The sequence below is a fragment of the Streptococcus porcinus genome (assembly GCF_900475415.1).
In the GTDB taxonomy this organism is placed as follows: domain Bacteria; phylum Bacillota; class Bacilli; order Lactobacillales; family Streptococcaceae; genus Streptococcus; species Streptococcus porcinus.
Window position 1 is genome coordinate 1,485,549 of sequence record NZ_LS483388.1, and the last position, 14,526, is coordinate 1,500,074.

18 protein-coding genes are annotated in these 14,526 nt (G+C 36.5%); 7 read left to right on the plus strand and 11 right to left on the minus strand.

Annotated elements, in window-relative coordinates; all coding sequences use genetic code 11:
• Positions 1-36 precede the first annotated feature (36 nt).
• On the minus strand, positions 37-1,557 hold the full coding sequence (locus tag DQM45_RS07355; RefSeq protein ID WP_003085505.1) for an L-lactate permease: 1,521 nt from the start codon (positions 1,555-1,557) through the stop codon (positions 37-39).
• 520 nt (positions 1,558-2,077) lie between these two features.
• On the opposite strand from DQM45_RS07355, the gene DQM45_RS07360 reads away from it, so the two are divergent.
• From DQM45_RS07360 to DQM45_RS07385, 6 genes are all read left to right on the plus strand, one after another.
• Positions 2,078-2,905 (plus strand): exodeoxyribonuclease III, encoded by an 828-nt coding sequence (locus DQM45_RS07360; RefSeq protein WP_003083343.1) that lies wholly within the window; start codon positions 2,078-2,080, stop codon positions 2,903-2,905.
• Position 2,906: 1 nt separating this feature from the next.
• Positions 2,907-3,569, plus strand: a complete 663-nt coding sequence (locus tag DQM45_RS07365; RefSeq protein ID WP_003084253.1) for a DNA alkylation repair protein — start codon at positions 2,907-2,909, stop codon at positions 3,567-3,569.
• A 95-nt stretch (positions 3,570-3,664) separates the two neighbouring features.
• Positions 3,665-4,477, plus strand: coding sequence for a Cof-type HAD-IIB family hydrolase (locus DQM45_RS07370; protein WP_003082664.1), 813 nt, complete (start codon positions 3,665-3,667; stop codon positions 4,475-4,477).
• Complete coding sequence (locus DQM45_RS07375) at positions 4,474-5,418, plus strand: LacI family DNA-binding transcriptional regulator (protein WP_003084607.1); 945 nt, start codon at positions 4,474-4,476, stop codon at positions 5,416-5,418. The genes DQM45_RS07370 and DQM45_RS07375 overlap by 4 nt, the downstream gene beginning before the upstream one ends.
• Positions 5,419-5,508: 90 nt before the next feature.
• Positions 5,509-5,892, plus strand: a complete 384-nt coding sequence (locus DQM45_RS07380; RefSeq protein WP_003082772.1) for a glyoxalase/bleomycin resistance/extradiol dioxygenase family protein — start codon at positions 5,509-5,511, stop codon at positions 5,890-5,892.
• Positions 5,893-5,902: 10 nt separating this feature from the next.
• Positions 5,903-6,319, plus strand: coding sequence for a VOC family protein (locus DQM45_RS07385; RefSeq protein ID WP_003085653.1), 417 nt, complete (start codon positions 5,903-5,905; stop codon positions 6,317-6,319).
• Between the two features lie 87 nt (positions 6,320-6,406).
• Here the strand turns inward: DQM45_RS07385 and DQM45_RS07390 are convergent, their stop codons facing one another.
• The 5 genes from DQM45_RS07390 to serC all read right to left on the minus strand — a co-directional run bounded on the left by DQM45_RS07390 (position 6,407) and on the right by serC (position 10,217).
• The gene (locus tag DQM45_RS07390; protein ID WP_003083509.1) at positions 6,407-6,760 is read right to left on the minus strand and encodes an arsenate reductase family protein; all 354 of its coding nucleotides are present in this window, start codon (positions 6,758-6,760) and stop codon (positions 6,407-6,409) included.
• 12 nt (positions 6,761-6,772) lie between these two features.
• Positions 6,773-7,252: a methylated-DNA--[protein]-cysteine S-methyltransferase gene (locus DQM45_RS07395; RefSeq protein ID WP_039984904.1), complete on the minus strand. Its 480-nt coding sequence runs from the start codon at positions 7,250-7,252 to the stop codon at positions 6,773-6,775.
• Between the two features lie 62 nt (positions 7,253-7,314).
• The gene (locus tag DQM45_RS07400; RefSeq protein ID WP_039984906.1) at positions 7,315-8,493 is read right to left on the minus strand and encodes a phosphoglycerate dehydrogenase; all 1,179 of its coding nucleotides are present in this window, start codon (positions 8,491-8,493) and stop codon (positions 7,315-7,317) included.
• Positions 8,494-8,547: 54 nt separating this feature from the next.
• Entirely contained in the window at positions 8,548-9,099 is a 552-nt protein-coding gene (locus DQM45_RS07405; RefSeq protein WP_003082703.1) for a GNAT family N-acetyltransferase, read from the minus strand.
• Positions 9,100-9,122: 23 nt separating this feature from the next.
• Positions 9,123-10,217 carry a 3-phosphoserine/phosphohydroxythreonine transaminase gene (gene serC / locus DQM45_RS07410; protein WP_003083841.1) on the minus strand — a complete coding sequence of 365 codons (1,095 nt, stop codon included), beginning with the start codon at positions 10,215-10,217 and terminating at the stop codon, positions 9,123-9,125.
• Positions 10,218-10,341: 124 nt separating this feature from the next.
• Here serC and DQM45_RS07415 point away from each other — a divergent pair, with 124 nt between their 5' ends.
• Positions 10,342-10,974 carry a copper homeostasis protein CutC gene (locus tag DQM45_RS07415; RefSeq protein ID WP_003085476.1) on the plus strand — a complete coding sequence of 211 codons (633 nt, stop codon included), beginning with the start codon at positions 10,342-10,344 and terminating at the stop codon, positions 10,972-10,974.
• Between the two features lie 118 nt (positions 10,975-11,092).
• Here the strand turns inward: DQM45_RS07415 and DQM45_RS07420 are convergent, their stop codons facing one another.
• The 5 genes from DQM45_RS07420 to DQM45_RS07440 all read right to left on the minus strand — a co-directional run bounded on the left by DQM45_RS07420 (position 11,093) and on the right by DQM45_RS07440 (position 14,510).
• A complete protein-coding gene (locus DQM45_RS07420) occupies positions 11,093-11,494 on the minus strand; it encodes a DUF5684 domain-containing protein (RefSeq protein ID WP_003083763.1) in 402 nt (133 codons plus the stop codon).
• A gap of 153 nt (positions 11,495-11,647) precedes the next feature.
• Positions 11,648-12,517, minus strand: coding sequence for a 16S rRNA (cytidine(1402)-2'-O)-methyltransferase (gene rsmI, locus DQM45_RS07425; protein WP_003085138.1), 870 nt, complete (start codon positions 12,515-12,517; stop codon positions 11,648-11,650).
• Position 12,518: 1 nt separating this feature from the next.
• Positions 12,519-12,794, minus strand: coding sequence for a DNA replication initiation control protein YabA (gene yabA, locus DQM45_RS07430; protein ID WP_050791098.1), 276 nt, complete (start codon positions 12,792-12,794; stop codon positions 12,519-12,521).
• Between the two features lie 43 nt (positions 12,795-12,837).
• Complete coding sequence (ricT, locus tag DQM45_RS07435) at positions 12,838-13,638, minus strand: regulatory iron-sulfur-containing complex subunit RicT (protein ID WP_003084825.1); 801 nt, start codon at positions 13,636-13,638, stop codon at positions 12,838-12,840.
• Positions 13,635-14,510: a DNA polymerase III subunit delta' gene (locus DQM45_RS07440; protein WP_003082707.1), complete on the minus strand. Its 876-nt coding sequence runs from the start codon at positions 14,508-14,510 to the stop codon at positions 13,635-13,637. Before DQM45_RS07440 ends, ricT begins: the two co-directional genes overlap by 4 nt.
• Positions 14,511-14,526 lie beyond the last annotated feature (16 nt).

Below are 14,526 nucleotides of genomic sequence, written 5' to 3' on the forward strand. Positions count from 1 at the left end.
TATTTTTTATTAGGAATAGATTAATCTCATGTTTGATTATAAGTATCCTAGCATTTTTCCAATAGCAAAAACAACAAAGCAAGTTAGTATAATATAGAGTGCACAATACTTAATAACTTCTTTTAAAAGCTTTCCTTCTTGACCTTCTAAACCAATAGCCACTGCTGCTACAGCAATACTTTGTGGGGAAATCATCTTACCCGCTGTCGCTCCCGTCATATTGGCCGCAGCCATCCAATAGGGATTCATATTAAGGTTATTAGCAGCTTTTACCTGTAACTCACCAAAGAGAACATTAGCAGAGGTATCGCTACCAGTAATGAAAGTTCCTAGAGTACCTATAACTGGCGCAATAAAAGGATAGAAACCACCTGTTACAGCCACTAAGCTTATAGCGATTGTATTGATCATTCCACTGTAGCTCATAACCTTAGATAGAGCTACAATTGAGGCTACTGTCAACATCGTTTTGGTTAACTGTTTGATACTGTTTCCTAGAATTCTTAAAATTTCTCCAAAAGACATGCCTTGTAATAATCCTGCTAAAAAGGTGGCCAGAATTATCATTGTTCCTGGTGAAGTCAGCCATTTGATTGTATAGGGTTTTGCGTGTTCACCGGTATAAATAGATAACGTGGTTGAAACTTTGGCTAGCACATTATTAATAGCTGGAAACAGTGAGGAGGTCAGCATAATAAATACAAAAACAAGAATAAATGGTAAGGATGCTTTAAAACCCTCTTTTAGAGCAACTGGTTCATCTACCACCTTAGCCTGACTTCCTCTTTCTCTATATTTCACCATTAAAATAGTGACCAAGATACAAAAGAGAGAGCCGATAATTGAAGGAAGTTCTGCACCTAAATAATGGGAAACTAAAACTTGAGGAAGAGCAAAAGCTAAGCCAGATGCTAAAGTTAAACTAAACACCCCTTTAATAGGCGCTTTACCTTCCCCAGTTAAAGCCACGAGCACAAAAGGAATAGCTACAATCAAAATAAAGAGCTGCAAGGAAACAATTACTGACAGTTGCCTAACCTCTAGTCCAGTGACTTGTGCCAAAGTTGTCACAGGCAATCCAATAGCTCCAAAAGCCGTGGGAGTTGTATTAGCAATTAAACAGATCAATGCAGCCCGTAAAGGTTTCATTCCTAATGCTACTAGTATACTTGCTGGAATAGCTACCGCAGTGCCAAATCCTGCTATAGCTTCAAGAAAGCCTCCAAACCCCCAGGCTAAAATAAGCACCAAAACGCGTTTATCTTCTGTAATCGTCATTAATAAACGTTTGATAACAGTCATTCCACCTGAAGCTGTGGTCAAATTATAAGTAAATACAGCAGCTACTATAATATAGATAATAGGCCAAAAGCCCATTACCGCTCCTTCTAGAGCAGCGGTTAAACTATCCTCAACGCTAAACTGAAAACCAAAAATACTGGTTAGAAGTGTGATGATTAATCCTATGAAACAGGCCAAATCCCCTCGGATCCGGAAAACTGCTAAAGATAGAATCAACCATAAAATAGGAATAACGGCTAATGTTGCTTGAAACATATAGTCTAAAACCTTTCTTTTTACAAGATAAAATCAATATAATTTGTTAGCGCTTTCAATTTATATTAATATTATATAAATATTAGACCTACCTGTCAAGAAAATTCTCTTTATTTTTTCACAAACTTTTTCTTTTTATAATAAAAAGACCATATAAAGCTTGTCTTAACAGTGTTTATTTAATATGTTAGAAAAAAACTTTGTGAATTTTTTATATATGAACAGCAATTTAGAGAAGAAAATAAGAATATATCATATCATTGTTCTTGTAAACATTGGCTCAGCAAACAGCTTCACAACTTTCAACGTAAACACTATAAAAGTGGAGTGAAACTTAAAAATTAATTTTTAAAATAAGCATCTAGATTTTTATCCCGTATAAAAATTGTCATAATCTAAGTAACCATTTACTTTCAAAGTCTATCCAATCTGATTAAAATAGTTTTGAGATTGAAAAAAATAGCTTGCTAGCCTATTTTTTGCTAAAATAGACTTAACTTAATTACAGAAAGAGAATTATATGAAACTCATCTCATGGAATATTGATTCCTTAAATGCTGCCTTAACAGGAGAATCACCACGTGCACTACTATCACGTGCCGTTATTGACCGTCTAGTCAGTGAAGATGCTGACATTATTGCTATCCAGGAGACAAAACTATCAGCCACTGGTCCTACTAAAAAACACTTAGAAAGCATCTTAAATTACTTTCCAAATTACTTACATGTTTGGCGTTCTTCTGTTGAACCCGCACGTAAGGGATATGCAGGAACCATGTTCCTTTATAAGCAAACACTAAATCCAGTGGTTACTTTCCCAGAAATTGGAGCACCAACAACCATGGATTCTGAAGGACGCATTATTACGTTAGAATTCGACGACTTCTTTGTTACCCAAGTTTACACACCAAATGCTGGTGACGGCCTAAGACGACTAGCCGATCGTCAAGAATGGGATATCAAGTATGCTGAGTATTTGGCGCAATTAGATGCTCAAAAACCTGTCCTAGCTACAGGCGACTATAATGTCGCTCATAAAGAGATTGACTTGGCCAACCCAGCAAGTAACCGTCGCTCTCCAGGTTTCACTGATGAAGAAAGAGCTGGCTTTACCGCACTTTTAGAAAAAGGCTTCACGGATACTTTCCGTCATCTTCACGGAGATATCCCAAATGTCTACACTTGGTGGGCCCAACGAAGCAAGACTAGTAAAATGAACAACACCGGCTGGAGAATTGACTACTGGTTAACGTCAAACAGAGTAGCTGATAAGGTCCTAAAATCCGAAATGCTTGACTCTGGAGCTCGTCAAGACCATACACCAATTCTCCTTGAAATTGATCTCTAAAATGACCTCAAAAGAAAGATTTATACATTTACAAGAAAACATGCAAGCCTTGGCAAATCCTGAACAAGCTCAAAAGATGGCAGCCTATATGAAAAATCATTTTGTATTTTACGGGATTCCAGCTAGCTCACGTCGGCTCATTTATAAAGAAATCATTAAAGAGGATAAAAAAGCTCAAAACATTGATTGGGAACTGCTAGATTTAGCTTGGAAAAACCCTAAACGGGAGATGCATTATTTTGTCTGTGATTACCTTAAGGCTATGCAAAAATGGCTAAGCTTTGACCATGTGCCTAAATTGCTAGCTTATGCTTCCAGTAATGAATGGTGGGATACCATAGACCATTTTGATCATATTTTTGGCAGCATTTCTGATCCCAGACGGGATGAATTAATGATCACTTTCTCACAGTCTGACGATCTTTGGATCAGACGCATCGCCATCGACCATCAACTGGGAAAAAGAGAAAAAACCAATCACAAACTCTTGGCAGCTATTATTTTAAATAATCTGGGTACATCAGAATTCTTCATTAACAAGGCTATTGGCTGGAGCCTCAGAGATTATTCAAAAACTAATCCTGACTGGGTTAGAGGTTTTCTTAGACAACATCAGGAAAAACTAGCTCCACTTTCTATACGAGAAGCCAGTAAATATCTTTAAAAAGAAGAGACAATCTTCTTTTTTTATTTTGAGCTTGACATGGAATGGGTTCCATAAATTATACTAAAAAAAAATTATCTCTGGAGGACGACTAAATGACAATCTCAAAAATTTTTTTAGATATGGATGGAACACTACTTAATTCTAGAGGACGCATCTCAGAAACAAATGCTCAAGCTATTCTTAAGGCTGAAATTCCTATTACTCTTGTTTCTGCTCGTGCGCCTATGGAGATGAAAGAAGCTATTGACTCGTTAGAATTGAAAGGCTTACAAATTGGCTTTAACGGAGGATTAATCTATCGTTATCATAATGACCAATTAGAAACATTCTCAGAAGAGCACATCCCAAAAACTGAGGCCAACTTCCTCATTAAATATCTTCAAGAAAAGTTTCCCAACCTTAGCCAATCTTATTATTTTAAAAATGACTGGATCAGCTTTAAAACTGATGCTGGCTTGGATTTTGAAAGTCAATTAACACAGCTCAAACCCTCAATTTTACCAATAGAAAAGTATTTAAATCCCAACGAAAATATTTTTAAAATCATGTTAATTACCTTTGATCCTTTTGAAATGCAACTTGTGAGAGAAAATTTGATACAATTAGGTTTGGAGGCTATTACGATTCAACAGTCCGGGCATGCCTACTTAGAAATAACTAGCAGAGAAGCTATAAAATCAAAGGGAATTGACTATATTATACATTTGGAAAATCTTCAAACTCACCAGCTTGCTGCTTTTGGAGATGGTCATAATGACTTACCTATGTTTGAAAAAGTTGGAACAGCCATTGCTATGGCCAACGCTTCTGAACACATTCGTAAAAAAGCTAAATTGGTAACAAAGTCCAATGATCAAGATGGTGTAGCATATGGTATATGGCAGTACTTGAAAGGAAAACGATGACAACTATTCGTGACATTGCAACAATTGTTGGCGTCGCACCGTCAACTATCTCCCGCTACCTCAATCATTCAGGTTATGTTTCCAAAGAAACAGCAGAAAAGATTGAAAAAACAATCGCAGAACTTGATTATCACCCTAACCAAAATGCTCAAAATTTAAGCAGGGGTAAAACAAGTCGTGTTGGAGTGGTTATTCCTCATACAAAACATCCTTACTTTATTGAAATCATCAAAGGTCTAGTGGAAGCCGCTTTTGATAGCCACTACCAGCTGCAATTCCTTCCTTCACATTATCTTAAAGAGAAAGAATTAGCTTACCTTGATAGCCTCAGAGCCAAAGCATTTGACGCTTTGATTTTTACATCGCGAAATCTTGATATAAGCCAAATTGCACCCTATCATAAGTACGGTAAGATTGTTCTGCTTGAAAAAACAGACTCACCCTTTCTTTCAAGTATTTCGATTGACCGTCAAATAGGGCTTTCTCAACTGATGATGTTTCTAAAAAAACATAACCAACCCATAAAGCATCCTATCTTTCTCTTTACACGAAATGAAAAAAGTAGTGCAACGTTTACATCAACAAAAGTTGCCTATGAGTCCATCTTCGGCAATACTTCTTCTTTTGATAGTCTAGGCAATATTTCCAGCTATGAAGATGGCTATAAAGCTACAAAACACTTTCTCGGGGATAAAACGATTGATGCTATCATTACTAATAGCGATGATGTGGCCGTAGGAGTTATCCAATATTACCAACAACAGAAAAAAAAGATACCATTAGTCGTCAGCCAAGAGGCTCAAATCTCTGGAAAAATCTTAAATCTTCCCAGTATTGATAACCATAGCTTCCAGCTTGGGTATCAAGCATTCCATTTGGCTATTGATTCAACAGTTAAACATAAGGTTATAAAATCAAAATTTCTAGAAAAACGTTACTGAAATTCTAGGTTTTCAAGTCGAATTTTTTGTTAATTTACCAAAGTAGGGCTATAATAACCTAAAACTATATATTATTAATGGAGAGAAAAAATGATTGCTAAATCAACAACAATGCTTTATGTTAATGACACTGAAGCTGCAATGACTTTTTGGACAGAAAAGATGGGATTTGTCATAACTGATCAAACAGATGTTGAAGGTATAAAATCTTATGAAGTAGCACCTTCACATGATGCCGCTGCTAAATTTGGAATCCACAATAAGGATTTAGTAGCACAGGCAAATCCTGGAATGAACCTTGAATTTCCTTCACTCTTGATGGAAACTGATGATTTAGAAGCTGAGTACCAAACCCTGACTGAAAATGGGGTTAATACAAACCCAATTATGGAATATCAAGGTATGGTTCACTTCACTTTCACTGATAACGAGGGTCATTACATCGCTATTCGTCAAACAAGCTCGTTGAATTAAGGAGAAAAAAATGGTTACTGCATTGAATGTTTACTTAGTTACAAATGGTAACGGAAAAGAAGCTGTTGAATTTTACAAAAATGCCTTTAAAGCTGAAATCACTAATTTAATCTTTTGGAAAGATGGTGTGCCAGATTGTCCAAAAGACCGTGAAAACCTCGTGATGAATGCACAAATGGAGTTCAATGGTATTCGTCTTCAATTATCTGATGAAAATCCTGACTTTGAGTATAAAGCAGGTGGTAACATGTCTGCTGCAATTATTGTTGATAGCATCGAAGAAGCTCAAGACCTGTATGCTAAACTGTCCGTCAATGCCCAAGAAATTGTTATGGAACTCCAAGAAATGTTCTGGAGTCCAGCCTATGCTAACTTTATCGACCAATTCGGTATCATGTGGCAAATCAACACTGAATTACCAAGCTAATGACCAAAAAAGACCAAGTATTGAGTATATACTCAATACTTGGTCTTTTTTTAATGTCAAGATAAGAGTTAGTTTCTTCCCCAACTCTTATTTAAAAAAACGCTCATAAGATTGCTTTGCACCAATTTGAAGAACTTTACCATCCTTAACTAGGATTGGTCTCTTTATCAACATACCATCTTGTGCAAGGAGCTGCGTTGCCTCTTCTAGAGTCAAACGATCTATTTTATCTTTTAGACCAAGTTCTCTGTAGGAATGGCCACTAGTATTAAAAAAATTCTTCATCGTAAAGTCTGAATTCTCCATCCACTGTTTCAAAAGCCCAGCCTTAGGAGGATTAGACTTGATGTCCACTGTCTCAAAATCAGATAGATACTGCTTCAAATCAGCTTTTGCTTTACGACAAGTGGAACATTTAGGGTATTCATAAAAAGTGTACATAATGAATCCTTTCTAAAAACCTTGTTCATGCTCTAATAGCCAGATTTTTTTATCCAGACCACCAGCATATCCGGTTAGCTGTCCATCTGATCCTACTACTCGATGACAAGGAATAAAAATACTAAAGGGATTATGGCCGACAGCACCACCAACGGCCTGTGCTGAAGCACAATTAACCATCTCTGCGATTTCTTTATAGCTTCTTGTTTCTCCATAAGGAATTTCTTGTAAGCAACGCCAAACCTTCTGACGAAAGTTTGAACCCTTTATGGAAAGAAAATCAGCTTTTGTGGGTGGAGTTTGATAGAAATAAGTATCTAACCACTGACATGCCTCCCTTAACACGACAGTCTCTTGAAGTTGCGAAGCCTCACAGATACCGGCTTCGAAATACTTTTGATCCTGAAACCAAGCACCAATTAACCCTACTTCATCTGCTATTAAGGACATATCTCCAATGGGAGAATGATAAATTATTTTTGATAAGCTCATCACTTTTCTAACCATTCCTTGTTTCAATTTATCCCTTAACATCAACGGTCAAGGAACTTATCTTAAGGCTTCTTAATCAACCGCACACGAATAATATTCTCACTAGCTTTAAAATCTTCTACTAATTGCTTAACCTTATCTAAGTCGCCCTCGTCTAAATCAATTAAGGTGTAAGCATAGTCACCTTTTGAGCGGTTAATGATATTATCAATATTAATATCCAAAGCTGATACTGCTGTTGAAATGGTCGCGACAATGTTAGGGACGTTTTTATTGATTAAAGTAATCCGATAAGGAGCAGATAGGGCTTGGTGAACATTGGGAAAGTTAACTGAGTTTGTAATTTCCCCTGTTTCCATAAAACGTCTAATGGTTTGACTTGCCATGATGGCACAATTTAATTCGGCTTCCTTAGTCGAACCGCCAACATGAGGAAAAACAGTAATTTTTTCCCTGTTTAAAAGTTCTGGACTTGCAAAATCAGTCATATAACGTTTAACGACGCCTGTCTCAATTGCATCAAGCAAAGCTTGATGATCAACTAACTCTGCACGCGCAAAATTGATAATAGTTGTTCCTTTTGACATCATTGCAAAACTCTCAGCATTAAAGGTTGCTTTTGTCTCTTGGGTCAGTGGGACATGAACCGTTATATAATCAGATTTAGCAAATATTTCTTTGAGGTCGTTAACCCTTTGAACATGACTTGAAATACTCCAAGCAGTCTCAATAGAGACATAAGGATCATAACCTAAAACATTCATTCCTAAACGATAGGCATCATTAGCGATTCTACCCCCAATTGCACCTAGACCAATAACTCCAAGCGTTTTACCACTAATCTCTGTTCCAGCAAACTGTTTCTTGCCAGTTTCAACTTGCTTACCAAGATCAGCACCTTGTAATCGATTAGCCCAGTGATTAGCAGAAATATAATCTCGAGCAGCCATTAAGATAGCTGCCAATACTGCTTCTTTTACTGCATTTGCATTTGCTCCAGGCGTATTAAAAACGACAATCCCTTCTGAACTAGCCTGGTCAACTGGAATATTATTTGTTCCCGCACCAGCTCTGGCTACTGCCTTTAAATTACTTGGAAAGAACTGCCCGTGTAATTGCTCACTCCTTAGAATATAGGCATCCGGATTGTTTGCTAAATCACCATCAATTTGAAATTGGTTTCCAAGTTCTTTTAAACCAATTTGGTTAATGTTATTAAAAGTTTTTACACTATAAACCATATCTATTTTTACTGGGAAGGCTTGCTTCTCCAGCACTCCTTCCTGATTATGCTTCTAAAAATCGTAACGACGGTCTTCATCAATTTCTTGGTATTTTACCGCCTTTTCATCTTCTTTTTTGAGTTTCTGATATGCTAAACGCACTCCAGACAAGGGAACTTTTCCACAAAAGTGAAAGCCTAATTTTGACAGAATAGCTTGCATAGCTAAATTTTTCTCGTGAGTATCGCAACGAAAATCGTCATAATCAAACCCCTCAATCAATCCTTCTACAAAAGTTTGTGCTATACCTTGCCCTTGGATGTCTTTAGCAACTGCAATACGATGAAAGGTAACATAGTGTCTGTTATCTGTTAACCATTCCCCATCGTAGATAGCATTATAGGCTTCTTCATTGCCAAAAATTGCTGCTGCGTAAGCAATAATGTCACCATCTTCTAAGGCCACATAGCCAACCCCATCAATAATATCGGCTATAATGACATCTGCAGTAGGATAGCCATCCTGCCATTGATCACTTCCATAAGATGCCAGTACTGTCTTAGCATCTTCAATAATTGCCATAATAGGACCAACTTCATTAGGAAAGGCTAGTCTGATATCCATATTTTGCCTCTTTTCATCTCGATTTACTTGCTATTTTGAGCTTCAAATTGAGCCATAAAGTCGACTAAAGCAACAATGCCTTCTTTAGGAAAAGCATTATAAATACTTGCCCTCATACCACCAACACTACGATGACCTTTAATATTTTTAAAGCCTGCCTTTTCAGCTTCTTTGATAAATAGACGATCTAAAGCTTCAGAAGGTGTTGTGAAAGGTATATTTGACAACGAGCGTTCCTTAGGATTTTTTACTGGGTTATTATAAAAGGATGACTGTTCAATAAAAGTATAGAGTAAGCCCGATTTTTCGCGGTTAATAAGTTCCATCTGATCTAAGCCTCCTAACTCTTTGATCCACTCAAAAACCATTTTAGCAATATAGATGCTATAAACAGGAGGTGTATTATATAAAGAGTGTGCCTCCACATGTACCTTATAATCCAACATGCTTGATAACATCGGCTCTTGATTCAATAAATCGTCACGAATAATCACAACTGTGACACCAGCTGGTCCAATATTCTTCTGCGCGCCAGCATAAATCATTCCAAACTCTTCGACTTGGTATCTAACAGCCAAGATATTTGAAGACATATCAGCAACAATAGGCACGCCATTTGTATCTGGTAAATCATAAATAGCTGTTCCTTCAATAGTATTATTTGTTGTGATGTGAACATAGGCAGCTTCAGGATCAATCACCGCTTTATCATATAAGGGAATATTAGTAAAATGGTCTTTTTCCGAAGAAGCTAGTAATAAAGGCTCAAAAGGAATTGTTTTAGCTAGTTTCAGCGCTTCTGTGTAAGCTTTCTTACCCCAAGAACCAGCTATGTGATAATAAGCCTTCTTATCCTTGGCCAAGTTCATAGGAATCATTGAAAATTGTGTTGAAGCTCCTCCCTGCAAAAAAAGAACTTTATAATCATCAGGGATTCCCATTAGTTCTCTAAGCAAGCTTTCTGCTTCTGTAATGATTGCTTCAAATTCTTTGGAGCGGTGTGACAATTCCAAAACACTCATGCCACTGGATCGGTAATCAAGCATTTCAGCTTGAGCTTTTTCCAGTACAGGTTTTGGCAAGACTGCAGGCCCTGCAGAGAAATTATAAATTGTCATAAAACACCTCCGAATCGAATAATAATACAGAGTATAGCATAATTTTCAGAATTTTACAAAGATTTTTCCAACTTATTTCCTATTCCTAAAAATGATATAATTGAGATAGATAGAGGAGGACGTTATGTTAATAAAAGAATTTTGTGCAGAAAATCTAACCAGTTTAAACCAATTACATGGATTAGAGGTTAATCGTGTTGAACTTTGCGATAACTTGGCTGTCGGTGGGACGACACCTTCTTTTGGCATTATTAAAGAAGCTTGTAACTTACTTCATGATAAGTCTATTTCAGTCGCAACCATGATTAGGCCAAGAGCTGGTAATTTTGTTTATAATGACATTGAACTTAGAGCTATGGAAGAAGATATTATAAAAGCAGTTGAAGCCGGTTCAGACGCCTTGGTTTTGGGCTTACTAACTGAAGAGGGACAACTTGATACTGAAGCTATTGAACAACTCCTACCTGCGACACAGGGACTACCCTTAGTTTTTCACATGGCTTTTGATCATATTCCAGAAAAAGATCAATTTGATGCTATAGATCAGCTAATTGATTACGGTTTTGTCAGAATTTTGACGCATGGTTCTATGGAAGCTAATGATATCTATGATAATATAAATCACCTAAAGAAAATTGTTTCTTATGCTGCTTCTAAAATTGAAATCATGATCGGTGGCGGTGTTACAGCTCAGAATGCTCTTGACCTCAGCCAAAAAATAGGAACTGTTATTGTTCATGGCACTAAAATTGCTTAAGAGGTTGCTCATTTGTTCACACAAATTCCTATTCGCTGTTAATTTAGACCCCAAGTAAGATTTATAACAAAAGCCAGTGGTAAGGCAACAAATGCAAAGTCGCCCACCACTAGCTTTTTTAATTGTTACTCAAAAAATGTAAAATCGGTTGATAAGTATTGTGTTGATATCCTTTGCCAAAAGCAAGTATTAAAGTTGTAACTCCTGGGAAAAACAAACTCAAAACTGCTAGTCCTCTTGAACCACCAAAAGCTCTAACAAAGCAAAAGCGCGTATAATAAAAATAGATAGAAATGACCCAGCCTATAAAATAGAGCCACCTGTTCTCTTGACCAAATGTAATCTTATGTTTGGTAAAACCAGCTAATATCGGAATCAGAGCAAACCACCCGGGTTGATTTGCTTTTTGAAATAAGCGCCAGTTCCCAATTGCAGACATCACAAGCGATACCATTCCGATAATAAAAATAACTCCGTAAATTGCTAAAAAAATGTATCCTACTGCTTCATCTTGACTCATCCTAGATCACCTCATACCTTAATTTATTTTACTTTTGTATTGATGTTGAAAGCCTTTATAACAAAAAACGTTTTCCGTAAAAATAGTATAATTCTTTTATATTAATATTCTAAACCCATACATTTTTTAATAAATAGGGCTAACTAAGTAGGATTAGCTTCGATTTTGGTGAAAAGTCTGATAAAGTTCCTGACGGCTAAGCTGATATTTTTTAGCAATTCTTTTTATTGCTTGATTTGGCTTACAGCCTTGATTGATTTCTTCTTGCACTAAAGCTACATAGTCAACGTCTTTTTCTTGATCTATATCCTGATTCGCATCATAACCCGAAACAATGAGAAGACATTCTCCCTTTAAAGGCTTTTGAATGATATATTCTAGCAGTTGAGATATTAATCCCCTTTGATACTCCTCATAAACCTTGGTAAGCTCTCTGACCAAAGTAACCTGACGATCACCATAAACCTCTAAGAGATGGGAAAGGGTATCGGCGACACGATAAGGTGATTCATAAAAAATCTGTGTCTCCGGATAGTTTTTTTTCTCTTCAAGAAAAGCTTTTTGCTGCCCTGCCTTTCGTGGTAAAAAACCATAAAAAAGATGTGGTTGTGGAGCAAGGCCGCTCGCTATTAACCCCGTTATCCCAGCTGAAGCTCCCGGTAAGGCAACGACACTGATCTTATGAGCTATAGCCTCTTTAACTAAATCATGACCAGGATCAGAAATTGAAGGCATACCTGCATCAGATACTTGAGCCAGCGAATGACCATCTTCTAATAATTCTATTAGTTGTGGAATTTTCTCAAAAGCATTATGTTCATGAAAAGAAATTTGTTTTGTATTAATTCCAAAATGCTTGAGAAGAATACCCGTGTTACGCGTGTCCTCAGCACAAATAAATTCTACTGTTTTTAAGGTTTCGACTGCTCGAAAAGTCATATCTTGAAGATTACCTATCGGTGTAGGTACTAGGTACAAGCTACCTGTCGTTTTGATATCTTTAAAACTTTTTTGAATCTGCATATTACAACTTTCTGTCTAATAATTCACGGCAAAACATGCATTCTTCATCATTTTCACGCCTCTGGCCATAAAAGAAATTGCAGATGTGGAAACCTTCATCATAAATACCTTCTAAATGTTCATTTCCTTGTTTAGAAGGTGTCTTAGCAAGAGTTTCATTTTCTAGTTGACTGAGGCGCTCTCGCAATTTAGTATTTTCAAGGCGTAAGACCGTGTTCTCCTCAACTAAGCCTTGGACTTGCTTTTTCATAGCTTCAATGTCAGCTAGGGTGATCATTAAGTTCTGAGAAAATCCATCAAATGCATCAAATAGTTCTCTTTTATTTACCAATGGTTACCTCCTCTAATAGATAGGTTAAAACAGTTTGTTTATCTTCTAAAATGACTTTTAAACTCTCACTAAAAATGTTGATTGAAAGAACACGGGCTGGGCCATTATTTGTCATGACTATACTACCAAAATCTGGAAATTTCTTTTTACTTTCACTATAAAAGTCATCTTCATATTGCAAGCAGCATAAAAGTCTACCACAATAACCTAAATTTTTTCCGGAGTTCAATGACAAACTTTGATTTTTTAGCATCTTAATGGACACTGTTGGAAATTCTCCTAAAAAACTAGAACAACAAAGTGGACGGCCACATGGTCCAATACCTCCAAAAACCTTAGCTTCTTCTCGACTATTTAACTGCTTTAACTCAATACGTGTCTTAAATAATGTCGCTAAGTCTTTTAAGAGTTGACGGAAATCCACACGTTCTTCCGCCGAAAATGTAATCATGACATAATTCCGATCTAACGGAAAAAAGATATCAATTAGCTTCATATTTAAATGATTTTGGGCAATTAAAGCACGTACTTTGTCCTTTGATTTTTCGGCTAAATCTTTGTTAGTGACAAAAGCCTTTATATCCATTTGATTTGCTTGACGCAAAGCATGAGGCATCTCTTTGGGTAATTGGGTCTCTTTAAATTCTTTTAAAGTACGGGTAACTTGACCAAGTTGGTCTCCCTTACTACTTTGAATTACAAGCCAAGTCCCAAGTGGAAAATCTTTTTCTGATATAACATACCTTGTTACAGGCGAATCTACAAATTTAACACCTATTGTACTTGTCATGATAGCACCATGTATTCTAATGAATTTTGAAAGGAGACATTACTCTCCCACATCTGTCTTGCTAAATAGAGCCCGTCCAGGTAATGGATTGCTTTTGGTTGATTATAATCATTGGCCAAATGATAGGTAATAAGTTTTAAAACGATATCTTGTTCTTTTTTGTCTAGCGCCGAAGTCGCTAAACGACTTACTTCTAAATATGCTTTTTCCTGATTACTTAGTAGATTTTTTGTAAATTTTTGACTTAAAGTTATAAACTCTAAAATCTTAGAATCCTTAATGAGTTTGTCTAAGTCATCAGGGCTTTTAGCTAATTTTGCCATTAAATCAGCTTGATTTTTCAGTAGTCCGGCTTTTTGAGCCTGCCTAGATAAATAATCTTCATTTTTAGGAAAACGAAATATCTGAGTTCTACTTTTGATCGTGGGTAAAACTTGGTTATCATCGTTAGTCAATAAAAAGATATAAGAAGCACTTTGTGGTTCTTCAATATGCTTCAAGAGAGCATTAGCAGCATTTACATGCATTTTTTCGCAATCTCTAATAATAAAAACTTGCTGCTCCCCTTCATAACCAGTCCGAGAAAAATTTTTTAACATCTCTCGAATAGATTCTGTTTTAATAACTTGTCCAGTTGGTTCCAAAATTGTAAGGTCCTGAAACTCATTTTTTGTAATCAGTTGACAAGAACGGCATCGGCCACAAGGAAGCTTGTCTTTTAAATCCTGACAAAAGATAGCTTTTGTTAAGTATAAGGCCATCTCAAAATTTGCAAAATCACCTGAAAATAAATAAGCATGATTTAGACGCTCTTTTGCTAATATAGTTTGAAAAGATCTATAGGCTTGGGGGGCCAATTCTTCAATAGACATCCAATCATCCTTTCCT

Excerpts from the sequence above, each read along its gene's own strand:
- DQM45_RS07405 (WP_003082703.1), bottom strand. The coding sequence starts at position 9,099 with ATGGATATCAGACTAGCCTTTCCTAATGAAGTTGGTCCTATTATGGCA.
- DQM45_RS07355 (WP_003085505.1), bottom strand. The coding sequence starts at position 1,557 with ATGTTTCAAGCAACATTAGCCGTTATTCCTATTTTATGGTTGATTCTA.
- rsmI (WP_003085138.1), bottom strand. The coding sequence starts at position 12,517 with ATGCAGATTCAAAAAAGTTTTAAAGATATCAAAACGACAGGTAGCTTG.
- yabA (WP_050791098.1), bottom strand. The coding sequence starts at position 12,794 with ATGATCACCCTAGCTGACATTGAAGCTATGAAAAAGCAAGTCCAAGGC.
- DQM45_RS07440 (WP_003082707.1), bottom strand. The coding sequence starts at position 14,510 with ATGTCTATTGAAGAATTGGCCCCCCAAGCCTATAGATCTTTTCAAACT.
- DQM45_RS07415 (WP_003085476.1), top strand. The coding sequence starts at position 10,342 with ATGTTAATAAAAGAATTTTGTGCAGAAAATCTAACCAGTTTAAACCAA.
- DQM45_RS07375 (WP_003084607.1), top strand. The coding sequence starts at position 4,474 with ATGACAACTATTCGTGACATTGCAACAATTGTTGGCGTCGCACCGTCA.
- DQM45_RS07365 (WP_003084253.1), top strand. The coding sequence starts at position 2,907 with ATGACCTCAAAAGAAAGATTTATACATTTACAAGAAAACATGCAAGCC.
- DQM45_RS07390 (WP_003083509.1), bottom strand. The coding sequence starts at position 6,760 with ATGTACACTTTTTATGAATACCCTAAATGTTCCACTTGTCGTAAAGCA.
- DQM45_RS07400 (WP_039984906.1), bottom strand. The coding sequence starts at position 8,493 with ATGGTTTATAGTGTAAAAACTTTTAATAACATTAACCAAATTGGTTTA.
- DQM45_RS07385 (WP_003085653.1), top strand. The coding sequence starts at position 5,903 with ATGGTTACTGCATTGAATGTTTACTTAGTTACAAATGGTAACGGAAAA.
- DQM45_RS07380 (WP_003082772.1), top strand. The coding sequence starts at position 5,509 with ATGATTGCTAAATCAACAACAATGCTTTATGTTAATGACACTGAAGCT.
- ricT (WP_003084825.1), bottom strand. The coding sequence starts at position 13,638 with ATGACAAGTACAATAGGTGTTAAATTTGTAGATTCGCCTGTAACAAGG.
- serC (WP_003083841.1), bottom strand. The coding sequence starts at position 10,217 with ATGACAATTTATAATTTCTCTGCAGGGCCTGCAGTCTTGCCAAAACCT.
- DQM45_RS07360 (WP_003083343.1), top strand. The coding sequence starts at position 2,078 with ATGAAACTCATCTCATGGAATATTGATTCCTTAAATGCTGCCTTAACA.
- DQM45_RS07370 (WP_003082664.1), top strand. The coding sequence starts at position 3,665 with ATGACAATCTCAAAAATTTTTTTAGATATGGATGGAACACTACTTAAT.
- DQM45_RS07420 (WP_003083763.1), bottom strand. The coding sequence starts at position 11,494 with ATGAGTCAAGATGAAGCAGTAGGATACATTTTTTTAGCAATTTACGGA.
- DQM45_RS07395 (WP_039984904.1), bottom strand. The coding sequence starts at position 7,252 with ATGAGCTTATCAAAAATAATTTATCATTCTCCCATTGGAGATATGTCC.